Source organism: Pedobacter riviphilus (assembly GCF_014692875.1).
Taxonomy (GTDB): Bacteria; Bacteroidota; Bacteroidia; order Sphingobacteriales; family Sphingobacteriaceae; genus Pedobacter; species Pedobacter riviphilus.
Window position 1 is genome coordinate 714,182 of record NZ_CP061171.1, and the last position, 17,313, is coordinate 731,494.

At 39.1% G+C, this 17,313-nt stretch carries 13 protein-coding genes; 5 read left to right on the forward strand and 8 right to left on the reverse strand.

From position 1 onward, the window contains the following. Positions 1-37: 37 nt before the first annotated feature. From H9N25_RS02875 to H9N25_RS02890, 4 genes are all read left to right on the forward strand, one after another. Positions 38-1,318: a sugar isomerase gene (locus H9N25_RS02875; RefSeq protein ID WP_190327891.1), complete on the forward strand. Its 1,281-nt coding sequence runs from the start codon at positions 38-40 to the stop codon at positions 1,316-1,318. 15 nt (positions 1,319-1,333) lie between these two features. Then, positions 1,334-2,719 carry an FGGY-family carbohydrate kinase gene (locus H9N25_RS02880; protein ID WP_190327892.1) on the forward strand — a complete coding sequence of 462 codons (1,386 nt, stop codon included), beginning with the start codon at positions 1,334-1,336 and terminating at the stop codon, positions 2,717-2,719. Between the two features lie 41 nt (positions 2,720-2,760). Continuing rightward, on the forward strand, positions 2,761-3,792 hold the full coding sequence (locus H9N25_RS02885; RefSeq protein WP_167293237.1) for a GntR family transcriptional regulator: 1,032 nt from the start codon (positions 2,761-2,763) through the stop codon (positions 3,790-3,792). 246 nt (positions 3,793-4,038) lie between these two features. Next, entirely contained in the window at positions 4,039-7,425 is a 3,387-nt protein-coding gene (locus H9N25_RS02890; protein ID WP_190327893.1) for a DEAD/DEAH box helicase, read from the forward strand. 217 nt (positions 7,426-7,642) lie between these two features. Here H9N25_RS02890 and H9N25_RS02895 read toward each other — a convergent pair whose 3' ends face one another. The 4 genes from H9N25_RS02895 to H9N25_RS02910 all read right to left on the reverse strand — a co-directional run bounded on the left by H9N25_RS02895 (position 7,643) and on the right by H9N25_RS02910 (position 10,750). After that, positions 7,643-8,461, reverse strand: coding sequence for an SDR family oxidoreductase (locus H9N25_RS02895; RefSeq protein WP_190327894.1), 819 nt, complete (start codon positions 8,459-8,461; stop codon positions 7,643-7,645). Positions 8,462-8,508: 47 nt separating this feature from the next. Further along, complete coding sequence (locus H9N25_RS02900) at positions 8,509-9,441, reverse strand: NAD-dependent epimerase/dehydratase family protein (RefSeq protein ID WP_190327895.1); 933 nt, start codon at positions 9,439-9,441, stop codon at positions 8,509-8,511. A gap of 75 nt (positions 9,442-9,516) precedes the next feature. Further along, positions 9,517-10,122: a Crp/Fnr family transcriptional regulator gene (locus tag H9N25_RS02905; protein WP_190327896.1), complete on the reverse strand. Its 606-nt coding sequence runs from the start codon at positions 10,120-10,122 to the stop codon at positions 9,517-9,519. A 46-nt stretch (positions 10,123-10,168) separates the two neighbouring features. Beyond that, the gene (locus H9N25_RS02910) at positions 10,169-10,750 is read right to left on the reverse strand and encodes a thymidine kinase (protein WP_057932507.1); all 582 of its coding nucleotides are present in this window, start codon (positions 10,748-10,750) and stop codon (positions 10,169-10,171) included. 123 nt (positions 10,751-10,873) lie between these two features. Here H9N25_RS02910 and H9N25_RS02915 point away from each other — a divergent pair, with 123 nt between their 5' ends. Then, complete coding sequence (locus H9N25_RS02915) at positions 10,874-12,064, forward strand: hypothetical protein (protein ID WP_190327897.1); 1,191 nt, start codon at positions 10,874-10,876, stop codon at positions 12,062-12,064. Between the two features lie 552 nt (positions 12,065-12,616). Here the strand turns inward: H9N25_RS02915 and rodA are convergent. The 4 genes from rodA to mreC are packed head-to-tail and all read right to left on the reverse strand — an operon-like array spanning position 12,617 to position 17,238. Then, entirely contained in the window at positions 12,617-13,879 is a 1,263-nt protein-coding gene (rodA, locus tag H9N25_RS02920; RefSeq protein ID WP_167293244.1) for a rod shape-determining protein RodA, read from the reverse strand. Positions 13,880-13,881: 2 nt separating this feature from the next. After that, positions 13,882-15,891 carry a penicillin-binding protein 2 gene (mrdA, locus tag H9N25_RS02925; RefSeq protein WP_167293245.1) on the reverse strand — a complete coding sequence of 670 codons (2,010 nt, stop codon included), beginning with the start codon at positions 15,889-15,891 and terminating at the stop codon, positions 13,882-13,884. Then, on the reverse strand, positions 15,891-16,406 hold the full coding sequence (locus H9N25_RS02930) for a rod shape-determining protein MreD (protein WP_167293246.1): 516 nt from the start codon (positions 16,404-16,406) through the stop codon (positions 15,891-15,893). The genes mrdA and H9N25_RS02930 overlap by 1 nt, the downstream gene beginning before the upstream one ends. Continuing rightward, positions 16,399-17,238 (reverse strand): rod shape-determining protein MreC, encoded by an 840-nt coding sequence (gene mreC / locus H9N25_RS02935; RefSeq protein WP_167293247.1) that lies wholly within the window; start codon positions 17,236-17,238, stop codon positions 16,399-16,401. The genes H9N25_RS02930 and mreC overlap by 8 nt, the downstream gene beginning before the upstream one ends. Between the last annotated feature and the right edge of the window lie 75 nt (positions 17,239-17,313).

Genomic DNA, 17,313 nt, shown 5'->3' on the forward strand with positions numbered 1-17,313 from the left:
GCCACATAATTAACCTAATAAAAAACCAAATATTCTCATGAATATCGAGCAGAACCAAATAGAAAAACATAACGACTCCCTTTTAACTTCACATCAACGCAAGCTTGCTTTTTTAAAAGAAGATTGGGCGCACGTTGATGTAGAAAGTGTAATCCAAAAACTGGTTGATTTTCAGATTGCCATTCCAAGCTGGGCTTTAGGTACAGGTGGAACACGTTTTGGCCGTTTTGCCATTACTGGTGGTGAACCACGTACTATTGAAGAAAAAATTGAAGATGTTGGCCTGTTACATGCGCTAAATGGTGCAAGCGGTGCAATTTCACTTCACATCCCTTGGGATATCCCTCAAAATGCAGAAGCTTTAAAGTCATTAGCCGCTAGCTATGGTTTAAAATTTGATGCCATGAACTCTAACACCTTTCAGGATCAGGCAGGTGCTGCACACAGTTATAAATTCGGTTCGCTTCAAAATGTAAATAAAGACATCCGTAAACAAGCGATTGAGCATAATATCGAGGTAATTAAACATGGTATCGCGCTGGGGTCTGATGCGTTAACTGTTTGGCTTGCCGATGGTTCCTGCTTCCCTGGGCAGCTTAATTTCCGTAAAGCCTTCGAAAATACTTTAGAAAGTCTTCAGGAAATCTATTCCGCGCTGCCAGAAGATTGGAAAATGTTTGTAGAGTACAAAGCCTTCGAGCCTAATTTTTATTCAACTACAGTTGGCGACTGGGGACAATCCTTATTATATGCCAGTAAATTGGGTAAAAAAGCCTATACTTTAGTCGATTTAGGCCACCACTTACCTAATGCTAACATTGAGCAGATTGTGGCTTTGTTGCTAATGGAAGGAAAATTGGGTGGTTTCCACTTCAACGATTCAAAATATGGCGATGATGATTTAACTGCAGGAAGCATTAAGCCTTACCAATTGTTTTTGATTTTTAACGAGCTGGTAGAAGGTATGGATGCAAAGGGCATGAACCATGCAAAAGATTTAGGCTGGATGATCGATGCCTCACACAATGTGAAAGATCCTTTAGAGGATTTATTACAATCTGTTGAAGCCATTATGATTGCCTATGCACAGGCTCTATTGGTGGATAGAAAAGCCTTAAATGAAGCACAAAACAACAATGATGTGGCAAGAGCACAAGAAATTTTGCAGCATACTTTCCGTAGCGATTTAAGGGCTTTAGTAGCCGAAGCCAGATTAAGGGCTGGAGCTGCTTTATCACCGATAGCGCTTTATCGCGATTTAGATGTAAGAAATAAATTAGTTAATCACCGCGGAAATACTGTTGCTACAGGTTTGTAAATAGAGAAATAGAAAATGCCTAAACCTGTTATTGCCATATTTGATGTTGGGAAAACGAATAAAAAACTTTTTTTGATCGACGAAAACTACAGTATTGTTTACGAGCGATCTGCACGTTTTGTAGAAACTGTTGATGAGGATGGTGAACCATGCGAAAATCTCGAAAGCCTGCGTTCATCAGTTTACGATTCTCTGCATCAGGTTTTGCAATTGAAAGAGTTCGATGTTAGGGCCATAAATTTTTCTACTTATGGTGCCAGTTTTGTTTATCTGGATGAAAATGGCAATCCGTTAACACCACTTTATAACTATTTAAAGGAATACCCTGAGGAGCTTAAAAAAAGCTTTTATGCAAAATACGGAGGTGAGGAGAAGATTTCGTTAGAAACGGCATCGCCAATTTTAGGCAGCTTAAATTCGGGCATGCAATTGTATCGCCTGAAAAATGAAAAGCCCGAAATATTTAAAAAAGTGAAGTGGGCTTTACACCTACCACAATATTTAAGTTATTTAATTACGGGTAAGGCCGTGGCCGATATTACCAGCATTGGCTGCCATACCCAGCTCTGGGATTTTAATAAAAACGAGTACCACAGCTGGGTAACAACAGAAAAGATCGACGATAAGTTCGGAGCCTTTACACCCGCTGATTCGAGCCTGAAAGCCAATTTTGAAGGTAACAACGTTAAGGTTGGTGTAGGCTTGCACGATAGTTCTGCCGCACTGATCCCTTATCTGGCCAATTTTAATACGCCATTTGTACTTATCTCAACCGGAACTTGGTGCATCAGTTTAAACCCCTTTAACCAGGAACCTTTAACTGCCGAAGAACTTAAACAAGATTGTCTGTGTTACATGCACTTTAAAGGGAAAGCGGTAAAGGCTTCACGTATTTTTGCAGGTTATGAGCACGAGGTGCAGCTTAAACGGATCGCCGAACATTTCGATCGTGCAGCCTATCTGTTTAAACATCTGAAGTTTAATCCTTCAATGATTTTGAAGCTGGCCAATAAAATCCCTGAAAACCAACAGGAACAACAAGGCTTTTCGGCAAGTTCAGCTTTCCCGGAGCGAGATCTGAACCTCTTTCAAACGGCAGAAGAAGCCTATCACCAATTGATTTTCGACCTGATTAAACAACAGATTTACTCCTTAAAGCTGATTTTAAATGCAGGTGTAAAAAGAATTTTTGTAGATGGTGGCTTCGGAAAAAATGCAATTTATATGCATTTATTGGCTACTTCTATTCCAGATATTGAAGTTTATGCCTCTTCAGTTTCGCAGGCTACGGCAATAGGCACAGCTTTGGCAATAAACGATGCCTGGAATGAAAACCCGGCACCAACGGATATGATCCAGTTAAAATACTATTCTGCTATACAGCGTACGATAGATTTTTAGATTTTCCGTATATTAGAATTTCCTATATCAATACAATCACTTTGAAACCAGAAGATTTAATCCCCTATATTAACGTCGACGAGTATTCGTCGACGCCAAAATACAAGCAATTAACCAATGCCATTTTGGCCGCAATTGAAAGTGGTAAGCTTCTGAAAAATAGTTTGTTGCCTTCTATTAACGAATTGAGTTTCAGTCTGGAAATGTCAAGAGATACTGCCGAAAAAGGTTACCGCAACCTCCGGAAACTTGGGGTGGTAGATTCTGTACCGGGCAAAGGTTATTTTATTATCAATACCGATTTCTCGCGTAAACTAAAGGTTTGCCTGCTTTTTAATAAACTCAGTACACACAAAAAGATCATTTACGATTCTTTTACCAAAACCCTTGGCGAGCGTGCTGCCATTGATTTTTATATCTACAACAACGATTTTGCGCTGTTTAAAAAAATGATCGTTACCAAACGCGACGATTATTCGCATTTTGTAATCATTCCACATTTTTTAGAGGGGGGTGAAAATGCACATGAAATTATCAATACTATTCCCAAAGAGAAATTGGTCATTCTTGATAAGTTGTTGCCAGGAGTAACCGGCGATTATGCTGCGGCCTATGAAAACTTTGCGCAGGATATTTACGCGGCTTTAGAGCAGGCTTTAGACCGGCTTTCGCATTACCGAACTTTAAAAATTATCTTTCCAAAAAACAGCTATTTTCCGCACGAAATACTCACCGGTTTTTATCGGTTCTGTCAGCAGTATGCTTTCGATCATAAAGTAATCCACAACATCAAAGATGAGGAAATTAACCCAGGTGAGGTGTACATCAACCTGATGGAAGATGACCTGGTTACACTCATCGAGCGTTTAATTGCCCAAAAACTTAAAATCGGGAAAGACGTTGGTGTAATTTCTTATAACGAAACGCCTTTAAAAAAGATTATTTTGGATGGGATTACCACCATTTCAACTGATTTTAGCGAATTGGGCGCTCAAGCTGCCGAATTTATTCTCAATGGAAAAACCGAGAAGGTAGCAGTACCTTTTTATTTGAACTTGCGTAAATCGCTGTAGATGAGGTAATCGTCACCCTGACCTGTAGCGAAGAGGAAAGCTACGAAGTAAACCAAGCTTTAAGCGAGCTCACCGAAGGTAATTTATTTTAGGGTTTTAATGCAAAAAAAAGATGAAACAAGTTCAGCATGACGATTTTCTGATTTTTTCTGAGCATAAATTATTCATTGTGCATAAAAACCTAAAAAGAGGTTTTAGCTAAAACTTATTAATGATTACTTTTATCACTTAGCTATTTTAGTTTAAATGAGTGAACAGGTAACCGCGCATCTAGCATCAGAACAAAATCCTTACGATTATATTTTAAAGGATTTTAACCTGAAAAATCTGAGCCAGATTGTTATCCTCAAACATTTAAGCGGATTGATCCATACGGATGTTAAGGGCTTTTACCAACTTTTCCCGGAGCAGATTGAGCTGGATTTTGCAGCCTTTAGCGATGAGGCCTCTGGATTACCCTTCCCAATTGTTCAGGTGCAGCAGCACTCAAACTCCGTAAAACTTTCTTGTCGTTGCGCTACGCCGAAACATAAATTATGCGAGCATCAGGCCAGGGTTTTATATAATATCCTCCAACGCCAGGATTTGCTTATTTTCTTCGATGCTAACCTTCGAAGGCAAAAGCTTTTAAAAATAGCAATTGACTATGGTTTAGAAAAAGAAGAAAACCTCGATCTTCTTTTTAACCTGAAATATGAAAATGGCCAGGTAGATATCCGCCCAAAAATGGATGCCCTCCAGCCATTTAACAAGGAGGTCCAGCAAAATTTGCAGGAACTTTTACTGCCTGCAAGTAAACCCAAAATAAAATTACAGGCCAAAAACGATCCAGGCAAAATGATCCTGGTTTTTGGACAACACCGCTATTACAATAATTTAACAGTAGAATTATTCGAAGCCGAAACCACTAAAAGTGGTAAGGTTAAAAATCCTATAAAAGGAATTAATCCAGTTAATTTGCTGTTTAATACAAATGATAACGATGAGGTAAAGTTTTATAGTGGTATTACCACTTTTCAGCAGAATTATAATAATGATCAAAGTGAAGCAGAAATAGAAGCCTTAAAAGCGATCGTTAAAAACCCTAAACAGATTCCTTTTTACCTGCAGGATAGTAAACAGTCTGTCGCTATTCAGGCGTCGACGATTTCAGTGGTTGATGTGCATTTACTGGAGGTAGACCTGCGTCTTTCTGTAAACCAGCGCGATGATTATTACGAAATTACAGGCCGGCTGATTATCGAAGGCAAATCATATGAGCTGGATAACCTGGTATTGGTGCACCAATATTTTATTAAACTTAAAGATCAGCTATATTTAATTGGCAGGCTCGATTTTCTACGCGTAATCGGGTTTTTCAAAAAGCAGAGTAACAGGTTAATCTTGCACAAAACAAAATATCCAGAGTTTCAAAAAAATATTTTGGTGCCTTTAGAAGGAAGTATCCATGTAGATTATTCTTATTTAAAACCTGCCACCAAAAGCCAGATCGAAGAAAAAGGTTTCGATCTCGAAAACGAGCAGTTGATCTACCTGTCTGAATCTGAAGATTATATCCTCCTTACGCCGGTAATGCGTTATGGGAACCTGGAAATTCCTGTGCTGTCTAAAAAGCAGATCCAGGCGCAAGATAAACTCGGCAACCTTTTCACTTTACACCGCGACGAAAATGCCGAGCTGCAGTTTATCGGAAACGTGTTGAAACAGCATCCTTATTTTTATGATCAGGAAACCAACGACTCTTTTTACCTGCACCGCAAACGGTTCCTAGAAGAAGCCTGGTTCCTTGATGCTTTTGAGGTATGGCGAAATAAAGGCATTCATATTTTAGGCTTTAACCAGCTCAAAAACAATAAACTGAGCCAATTTCAGGCTAAAATTAATATAGAGGTTTTAAGTGGGACAGATTGGTTCGAAACCAAGGTAAAAGTGAAGTTTGGCAAACAACAGGTTGCATTAAAACATCTGCATAAATCGATCAGGAACAAAAGTAAGTTTGTAACGCTTGATGATGGAACCCAAGGTATATTACCTCACGAGTGGATCGAAAAATTTGCTGCTTATTTTAGTGCTGGCGAAGTAACCGAAGATGCTATTCTTACGCCAAAAATTAAGTTTGCTTCTATAAACGAGCTTTATGAAGATGCTTTGTTGGATGGTGATGTAAAGAACGAATTGAAACTTTACAAACAGAAATTTGAAGGGACTGATTCGATTCAGGAAGTTGAAGTACCGAAAGGTTTAACTGCAACTTTGCGCCATTACCAGAAAGACGGCCTAAACTGGCTCAACTTTTTGGATGATTTTAACTTTGGTTCTTGTTTGGCCGATGATATGGGATTGGGTAAAACCATCCAGGTTTTGGCTTTCATTTTATCACAGCGCGAAAAAGTAAAGCACAATACCAATCTGGTAGTGGTTCCAGCTTCGTTAATATTTAACTGGAAAGCAGAAGTAGAGAAGTTTGCACCATCTATAAAGGTAAAAACCATTTATGCTGGCGAACGGACGAAAACAACTGATACTTTCGATGATTACGAAATCATTTTAACTTCTTATGGAACACTGCTTTCTGATATCCGTTTCTTAAAGGATTACCGCTTTAACTATATCTTTTTAGATGAATCGCAGCTGATTAAAAACCCAGACTCGCAACGTTATAAAGCAGTTCGGATGTTGCAATCGAGGAATAAAGTAACGATGACAGGAACACCCATTGAGAATAATACCTTTGATTTATACGGACAGCTATCATTCGCTTGTCCGGGTTTATTTGGCAGTAAACAGCAGTTTGCCGATTTATATTCAACCCCTATAGATCAGTTTAAAGACAGTAGAAGGGCAGAAGAACTCCAAAAAAAAATAAGACCGTTTATTCTCCGCAGAACAAAGGAACAGGTAGCGAAAGAACTTCCCGATAAAACAGAAATAGTACTGTATTGTGAAATGGGGACCGAACAGCGCGAAGTATACGAAGCGAACAAAAAGGAAATCCAGGACTTTATTTTGGGTAAACAGGAGGATGAACTGCCTAAAAGTTCGATGCATGTATTGAAAAGCATTACCACCTTACGGCAGATCTGTAATTCGGCCGCGTTATTGGCTGATGGGAAATCTTATCTACAGGCTTCCTCAAAAATTGATGTGTTGATGGAGCAGATTGAGAGCAAGGCGGGAAAACATAAAATTCTTGTTTTTTCTCAGTTTGTAACCATGCTCGATCTGATTAAAAAGCAATTGGAAAGCAGGGGAATCAGATATGAATACCTTACTGGGCAAACCCGCAAAAGAGCTGAAGTAGTTAGCTCTTTTCAACAAAATGCTGATATTCCCGTTTTCCTCATCAGTTTAAAGGCAGGCGGAACCGGATTGAACCTTACCGAAGCTGATTATGTTTATCTGGTTGACCCATGGTGGAACCCTGCTGTAGAAAACCAGGCGATAGATCGGGCATATCGGATCGGCCAGCATAAAAATGTAATGGCTGTGCGTTTAATCTGCCCTGATACTATCGAGGAGAAAATTATGAAACTTCAGACCACCAAAAAGGATCTGGTGAAAGATTTGATCCAGACTGATGGGAGTTTATTCAAGAATTTAACCAAGAAAGAATTGTTAGGATTGTTGAGTTAAATTTATCCATGTTGTCATCCTGAGCCTGTCGAAGGACCATGCTGATAAATCTAATTTTGGTTCGTGAAGACACTAACCAAAGTGACAAAAATAGATTTCAAAAAACCATCGTCATTCCCACGCAGGTGGGAATCTTAAAGCTTATGGTATTACGATTCCCAATCAAGTTGGGAATGACGATACGACTTACAAATGCAATGCACAATAAGTCAATCATCTAAATCCCAACCTCAAACGCATAACCCAAAAAATCAGGTACATTAACACTCTCTACAATTTTCCAATCCTTCTTTTCTGCAATGAAATTTGGCACTGCAAGTCCCGTGCTTTTGGCCGCGTTGATATAAAATTCCATTTTTGGAGGATGGTTTGGCGAGCAGGCATTATATGTTCTGCCGAATGCCTGTTTTTCCAAAAGTTTTACCGCAACGCCTACAGCATCTGTTTGGTGAATGAGGTTTACCGGAGCTAGACCATTTGGTATATTATTTTTTCCGGCAAAAAACCTCCCTGGGTTGCGATCAGGACCAATTAAGCCTGCAAAGCGGATTACTGTGCAGTTTTCGGGAAAGCGTTCCTTAAATAGAATTTCCGCAGCTAAAACAACTCTTCCCGAATCCGTATCAGGATTTGGTATACTGGTTTCATTTACTGTTTTGTTTTCATCTGCATAAACACTTGTCGAACTGATCAGCACCACATGTTTCGATTTATCTTTCGCTACGGCCAAAATTGAATTTATCTTTTGGGGATAATCAAGAAGTTCAGTAGAATTGCGCTTTGGAGGAATACAGATAAACAAGGTATCAGTCTCAAAAAATGCAAGATCGGCTACAACCGCTTCAGTTGTAAAATTGATTAAAAACGGTTGTATATCTTCTGCCTGAAGTATTGCTAATTTTTCCTGACTTGTGGTAGAACCCTTTACGGTATAATTTAACCCGATCAGTTTTTTGGCTAAAGCCATGCCGAACCAGCCACAGCCTAAAATCGATATGGTTTTAATGTTTTCACCTGTTGTGTTATCTTGAATCATGTGCACTAAAGATAAATAGTTCGCTTTATAATTTGCCCTGATTCATGTCAATTCTGTTTTTTGTAAATTGTTTTCGAGAGCTTTAAAATGCCATCATAATAAGATGTCGGTTTAAAGTTAAATGCTTTTTCAAATTTGCTAGAATCGAAATGATAATCATGATCATATTGGTAGTACATTTCTACAGTACCGGCAACTACTTTTTTAAATAAACCTATTAAGCGTAACATCAATTTATTAACGGTCAGATATTGAGGCTTAGTTTCATAAATCTTTGCAGCCATCTCGATAAGAACTTTTCCTTTTAAAGGAGTGGCTGTTGGCAGGTGCCATACCTGGTTGCCAGAATCGGGTGTTTGTCCTAACAGAAACAAAGCTCTTCCAGCATCTTCAATGTAAGTAAAACTGTGTAAGGTATTCGGGTTTCCTATCCATTGCGCTTTTTCTTTTTTGGCAAACTTATCGAGCACCATCATATCAAAAAAGCTGTTCATAGAATCTGTTCCGTAAAAATCAGCAGCACGGGCAATGGTTACGTTTATTTGGCCTGCCTTGGCTTCGTTCATTAATTGTTCGGCTACTTTTGCCCTTACTTCTCCTTTTAAACTACATGGATGGTAAGGCGTATCTTCTGTCATTGGCCCATTTACCAGACCGTACATATAAACATTATCAAAAAATATTAGCCTTGCACCGGTACGTTTAGTTAAGTTAATTACATTTTGAATAATAATCGGCCACTGTTGTTGCCATATTTTAATGTCGTAAACCAAACCGGCACACAGGTATATTACTTTCGAACCTTCGGCTGCGGCAAAAAGTTCAGCCTCATTTAATAAATCGGCCTTAACCCAACTCGCACTGGGGTTGCTTGTAGAAATTGGCTTTCGGCTAACCAACCTAATGGTTTCGTTAGCATTGATCAATTCTCTGGTTAGTGCGTTTGCTGTTGGTCCGCCGGCGCCAAGTATAGTATGCATATCTTTGTTTTTTGATTGGTTCAAAGTTATGCGGCGTGGAGCCGTAAAAACGTTAACAAAAGATAAGGTTTAAATTTAATCCTTTAAAAGGAGTGTCCGTTTACGGATACGGGAGAGGGAGACGGGAGTGATACCTAAAAAGTTGGCTATAAAGTGCTGCGGAATGCGCTGGAAAATATCTTTTGCAGTTTTCTCGAGTGCGGTATAACGTTCTTCAGGGCTTTGGGTAATAAAAGCAGTAACGCGGTCTTCATAACAGCAGATGTAGTATTCGGCAATTAAACGACCAAAACGCTCTATTTTTAAAGCCAGTAGCGGGTGGTTTAACATTTGTTGCAGACTCTGGTATGAGATCATTACCAACTCTGTTTCTTCAATTGCCTGAATGTAGTTGGCGGTAGGTGTACGTTTCAAGAAACTTTTATAAGCACTCATCAACTCATTTTCAAAACTAAAGTACCCGGTAATTTCCTGTCCGTCTTTAACGTGGTAGTAGCGAACGGCACCACGGGTAATAAAGCACATATAGTCGCACACTTTTCCTTCTACTGCAAAATGTTCTTTTTTGTTTAGGATAGAAAAATTAAGGTATTGAATAAAGATTTCCCATTCTGCATCGTTAAACGTTACAAATGGGGCAATACCGTTTCTAAATGCTTCAAGTTGGGCCTGTTTATCCATATCAATAATTAAATCCTGTTTAAAGATACAGATTAATCAATCATGATTATCCTTTGTCCAGATTGTAGCAAGCTCTGCAACGTGGCTCATAACTTTCTTTTTCGCCCAATAAAACGGTAGCTTCATCAGCTACTGTACGGTAACTGTATAAGGCCGGATTACCACAGCAAACACAAACCGCATTTACCTTGGTAACATGTTCGGCAATGGCCATTAAAGCAGGCATTGGGCCAAAGGGTTTGCCCGTAAAATCCATATCCAGGCCGGCAACTATAACACGTATGCCTTTAAGCGCCAGTTTGTTGCAAACATCAGGTAGTTCGTCATCAAAAAACTGGGCCTCATCTATACCAACCACCTGAGTGTTGGTGCCAAGTAATAAAATGGCCGAAGCGCTATCAACAGGTGTAGAGTTTATGGAGTTTAAATCGTGCGAAACCACGGCGGTTTCATGATATCGGGTATCGGTACGGGGTTTAAAAATTTCGACATTTAATTTAGCAATCTGCGCTCTTTTTAACCTTCTGATCAGTTCTTCTGTTTTACCAGAAAACATAGAGCCACATACCACTTCTATACTTCCCGAAAATTCGCCCCTTCTTCTAAAATTTTGTTCGCTAAATAACATGCCTGTTTTTTTATTCCCCTATGTGCGTTCTATAATTTTTAAACCGAACAAATATGAGAATTATGTGTTATTTTTGAACACATAGTTACCAACATAAATCGACTAAAAATTCGTTTTAATTTTATGATGAACCAACAAGATATTTTCAGAAAGATCGGCAGCATTTTAACGGAGTTAAATGAGCAATATCAGTTTTTAGCTCAAAATCCTCAGCAATTAAACGATTTGGAGCTGGAGCTTTTTCTGGCTAATGCCCATTTCCTTTCTGATCATGTTAATATCGTTAAAAAATTAAATGCTACAATAGAAGAAAAATCAGCTGAACCTGGAAACCATGCCTTGTTGGCCGAACAAAATACCATTATCTTGCCCGAAGCTGAAAAAAGTTATGTAGAAGATGATGAGTGTTTCGATCCACAGGAACTAGAAGAAGTGGCAACGGCGCAGGAAGAGGAAGAACGGGTAGATGTAAAGCCTAAGCAGGAGGTGCTTGATGATGAAATTATTGAAGAAGAAAAAGCTGCCTCGCTTTTGAATAACGATTTTTTTAAGCCAGACCAGGACGATCATACTTTTGAATTTGTATTGGGCAAACACGATGAAAACGATCAGTTCGATTATGAAGCAAAATCTGTTGAAGAAATTTTCGATCGCCCGTTAAGCAAAGAAGAAGCAGAAATTTTAGCGCGCAAAAAGATAATTCATGAAAAGGAAGATGCTTTATCTGTTCAGGAAGAGGCTTTACCTACTGAAGAGGATGAAATTGGTCCTGAACCTTTTTTAATTCCGCACGAAGAAGAAGTGCCTGAAATAATTACGAAAGAAGAAACAGTTGTAGCCGCTAAGGTAGAAGAACCTATACCGGCAGCTGCTACTCAGCCTATTGAGGCACTGAAAGGTGTGAAACTGGATGACCCTATCATTTCGCCACCTGTTGAGCAGGAGCGCCCTTTGTTTACGCCTGAGGCTGTTCCTGTAAAACCAGCTCCACAACCCGAAGCAGCTAAACCTGCGCCAAGTTTAAATGATCTGCTTGCCAGAACAAATGGAAAAAGCGATGAGCCTGTTAAAGCACCTATTGCCGATTTAAAACAGGCGATTAGTTTAAACGAAAAGTTACTTTTTATTAAAGATCTTTTTAATGGGTATAACCTGGCTTATTCGGAAGTAATTGATATCATCAATAAGATGAGCAGTTTCGAAGCCGCAGATAGCTATCTTCAGAATAATTATGCAGCGAAAAATAACTGGGCCAATAAGCAGGCCACCGTTGATCAATTTTACGAGTTACTAAACCGAAGATTTAGCAAGTAGAGGTGTTAGCCCCGATATCGTCATACTGAACTTGTTTCAGTATCTATCACGCATCGTCCTCTTTTATAACAGGGATGGACGCGATTGGCACTTGTAATGTCTTGTAAAAGCCTATTCAGAATTTCTCATTAGATCCTGATCCCGAACATGCGGGATAAGATGGCGCGTGTCTTTTGACATCAACAATTAAAACTTTGTAAATGATTAGGAAACGAACGTTCAGTATTTCATGGGTACTGTAGCCCCGCCATCGTTTCAATCTTTTTGAGAAAGCTGCTGCACAATATGAATGTGGTTGCCCCAAAAAGTATTTCCATTTTTGTCGGGTTTATTTACCTGGGATAGTAGCTCTGTATGGCCCACCTAAACCCGATAAAAGCGAACACGAAGTAAAGCGTTTAGCGGGAGCAGACGAAAATTTGATTGCAGGTTTTGCTTTCCAAAAACAATCAATATCTCTAACTATGTTAATGTAAAGATTAACAAATAACCGTTTAGATTAATTTTCCGCTTCAAAATATCGACTTAGGACTTAGGACTCCGGACTTAGGACTAAATAAATCCCATTCGGTTAGAATCGAGCTTTAAAAAGATAAACAGTAAGATTGTAAAACTCCATAACGACGAACCACCGTAACTAATAAATGGTAAGGGAATCCCGATTACCGGAATAATCCCAATGGTCATTCCGATGTTGATGAATACGTGGAAAAAGAGGATACAGGCCACACTATAGCCGTAAACCCTCGAGAAGGTAGACCGCTGCCTTTCTGCCAGATTGATCAATCTCAATAATAAAAATATATACAAGCCGATCACAACTGAACAGCCCACAAAGCCCCACTCTTCGCCAATGGTAGAAAATATAAAGTCGGTACTTTGAGCCGGTACATAGCCATACTTAGTTTGGGTACCCTGTAAAAAACCACGGCCGGTTGCCTGCCCTGAACCTATGGCAATTTGCGATTGAATTACATTATAACCCGCACCTTTATTATCGGCTTTAAGACCTAACATCAGCTCGATACGGCTTCGCTGATGTGGTGCCAAAATCTTTTCATAGGCAATTTTAACCACAAACAAATAAGCGATGGCAATGATGGTTACCAATACGGTAGAAAATATGATTTTCTGTTTCCGCCTGTTATTGTAAATGAAAAGACCGCCAATGGTAGTTAGGATAAGAATCAGTATGTAAGTTGGCACCAGGAAATCGGCAACAAACAGTACAATCATTCCAAGGAAAATCAACAGGAAATAACCAGATAAGCCCTCTCGGTATAAAGGGAACATAAAGGCCAGGAAAACTAATGCAGAGCCCGTATCGGGTTGCAACATAATTAATAAAAGGGGGGCCAACACAATCAAGCCGGCAATTACAATTGATTTAATATCCCTGAATTTCGGATTGAAAGTGCTCACATACCTTGCTAAAAGTAAGGCTGTACCAAACTTGGCAAACTCTGAGGGCTGTAGTCTAAATGATCCTATAGGTATCCAGGCTTGGTTTCCGCCTACATTTCTCCCCACAAAGAGTACCACGACCAGCAGAAAAAGGGTAGCTCCATAAATAAACGGTGCAAATACGTTAAATAACCTTCCGTCGAACAACAAAATTGATAAACCTAATATCAACCCGGTAATCACATAAATTAACTGTTTACCATAACTGCTTGCAAAATCGAAACCTGTTGCTTTATCTGGATTGTAAATAGATGCATAAACATTGATAAAACCAACTGCGCATAAGGCAATATAGATTAAAACGGTAATCCAATCTACATTAAAAAAGAAACGGTTTCCCTGTTGTTGCATCGTTATTTATTGGTTACAGGTTTATGGTTTACAATGGGTTCATTTACTTTAGGCTTGGTAACAATATTTTGTTTTAATATTACCGATTTTAATTTTAAACTATCTTTAACCTTTTTAAGCGAATCTGTCTTTTTTATGTTTAAACTGTCTAATTTGGTAAGTTTAACTTTCTTTGTCTTATCGATTAAAGCAGGTAAAAGATTGGTTTCTGAGAATGCTTTTACGGTATAACCATTCGAACGTGGTTTAATTGTATCCGTTAGATATTTTTCTACTATAAAACTTGATATCGGAGCGGCATAGGAACCTCCAAAGCCACCATTTTCCACAATCACTGCAATGGCAATTTTAGGGTTGTCCATTGGTGCAAAACCAATAAAAACAGAGTGGTTTTTACCATGTGGATTTTGTACGGTTCCGGTTTTTCCGCACATTACAATATTGGGTATCTGCGACTCTTTGGCTGTTCCCCAAGGACTGTTCACCGCATCTCTCATGCCATCAATTACGATAGGGAAATATTTTTCATCTACACCTACATAGTTTTTAACAACATATTCTTTTTTTACTACATTTTTATCGCCGATACCTTTAATTAAGTGTGGCTTCAAATAATAACCACGGTTGGCAATTGCCGCCATAACGTTGGCCATTTGCAATGGGGTAGAGGTAATCTCACCCTGGCCAATGGCCTGCGAAATTACAGTGGTGTATCCCCAGCGTTTACCATAGATTTTATCATAATGGCTACCTTGATAAAATATCCCCTTTTTTTCGAAAGGCATGTCGATGCCCAATTTCTGGCCAAAACCCCATTTAGAAATCTGCTCGTGCCATTGTGCATAGGTTTGACGCTGGTTTTTCATGCCATTTTTAGTGATGATGTTCTGAAAAACATGACAGAAATAAGTGTTACAGGAGCGGGCAATACCACGTTGCATGTTAATGGTTCCATCTACGTGCTCGCATTTTACTTTATGGTTTCCGGCCATATAATAACCAGGACAAAAAAATGTAGTATTAGGGTCGATGGCACCATCTTGCAAGGCAACCAGGGCATCAACAGGTTTAAAAGATGATCCTGGCGAATACTGACCTGCGATAGGGCGCACGATTTGTGGACGGTAGGGATTTGCAATCAGGCTCATGTAATTTTTACCCCAATCTTTACCAACCAATTGATTTGGATCATAACCAGGGCTACTCACGAAGGCTAATATCTCACCTGTAGATGGCTCAATGGCTACAATTGCACCTACTTTATTTTTCATCAGCTCTTCGCCAAGGCGCTGAATTCTAATGTCTAACGACGAAATTAATCGATCACCAGAGACGGCATTGATATCGTATTTTCCACCAGCATAACTGCCCTGGGCAATGTTTCTGGCATCGTACAGCGTATTAATTACACCTTTTTCGCCTCTTAAAAAATCTTCGTACGACCGCTCTAATCCGCTTTTTCCAATAAAATCGCCAGGTTTATAATACCCTTCCGATTTTTCAATATCATCAGGACTTACTTCTTTTACATAACCGAAAAGTTGTCCGGCAATGCTATCAGGATAATGCCTCACCGTTCTGTCCTGGGTTCTGAAACCCGGGAAACGGTACATGATTTCCTGTAAGCGGGCATAACTCTGAACCGAAATCTGGCGCTCGAAAAACGTAGCCTGATAATTTGATTGCGCCCTGGCTTTTTTTAATTTCTTACGTACATCTTCTACGGTAATTTCTAAGGCATTGGCCAGTGCAAGGGTATCGAAAGGTTTAACTTCGTTAGGCGTAACCATTAAATCGTAAACGGGTTCGTTCTGTACGATAACCTTCATGTTTCGGTCGAGGATGGCACCACGAGCCGGATATTTATAAATTTTACGCAATACGTTACTCTCGGCAGAACTGAAAGCCTTGTCGCTAATAATCTGGATATAAAATAACTTCCCCAATAAAATCAGGGCGATTACAATAAATAATCCTTGAACGATATATTTTCGGTTAAATAATTGATCCATTAACGTGGTGTTCTTCTATAGAATATAAACTCTACCAATAAAATAATAAGCAGTGTAAAGATACAACTTAAGCCGCATCTCATTAAGGTATAACCAACTTCGGTTAGCCTAAATGTTTCTAAAAAGAACAGCACCAGATGATGTGCAACAACGCAAAGAAAAGCATAAAGCGAAAACCATTGGAAACCCATATAACTTAACGATGGTTCTGGGTCGTCAATTGCGTCGCGGTTTAAACTTATTGAAATAAAAGAAATTCTCACAAAAGCCAATACTACGCATGCCGTGGCGTGTACGCCCATGGTATCGTAAAAGGCATCGAGGGTTAATCCTGTTCCGAAAGCCAATAAGTACAGTAAAATATTGGGGATTCCGAATGGAAGCAGGAGCAAAAACAGCACATAAATAAACGGTGTAGAAAGATCATAAAAGCCCATGTTCTTGAGCAAGAATATCTGCACAAAAAGTAGTAAAAACCACCTGATCACATTTATTATAATGATTCTACTATTCATTCGGTTTAGCGATGCTTTCTAAAGCCTTTTGCTCTTCAGCTTTTTTATCTTTAACCACATATACATATTGCAATGTGCTAAAGTCAGTAAATAAATTTAATTCTGCTGATAAGAAATTATCATTGGTGGCCACATTTGCCTTGCTAATTTTTCCAACCAAAATCCCGGCAGGAAAGGATCCATAACCTGAAGTAACAACGGTATCGCCTACATACATTTTAATGTGGTTCGGTACTTCTTTAACAAATGCCTTTTTAATATCAAAATTTCCGTCACCCCAAACTAATGAGCCAAGCGCATTGTTCTTTTTTAAGGTTACACTAATCTTCGTGTCTTTATGTAGTAGCGATTGTATGGTTGCCAAATGTGCCGAAACATCACGGATAAAACCAACTACTCCACGTTGAGGCGCAATAACGGCCATTCCACTTTTAATACCGTCAACTGTCCCTTTATTAATGGTCATGATGTTGTTACGCAAAGTGATCGAATTTTTAATCACCTTAGCTGCCAGATATGTGTATTGCTGATTGGTAACCGTATCTACCACTTTAACATCTTTAGCTGTATCTATCGTGGTTAATCCCAGTAACTGGCTTTTAAGCTTCGCGTTCTCTGCCGCAAGACTATCGTTAACCATTCCCAGGTTTAAATATCGTTTAAAAACATTTAACCTTTCATATGCGCTACCAACTACCTCATTGCTTGAGTTTAAGGTTACGCTCCGCTGATAAGCGTTATTTTTCACCGTGAGGTAGATGCCAACGATAAAAAAAATGATAAATAAGAAAAATGCGTTGTATCTGCTGATGAAAATCCAAAGGTTACGCATTGCTCATGAGATATGAGATGTGAGATATGGGATGTGAGTTTGGATAATTAGTCTCAAATCTCACCGCTCATATCT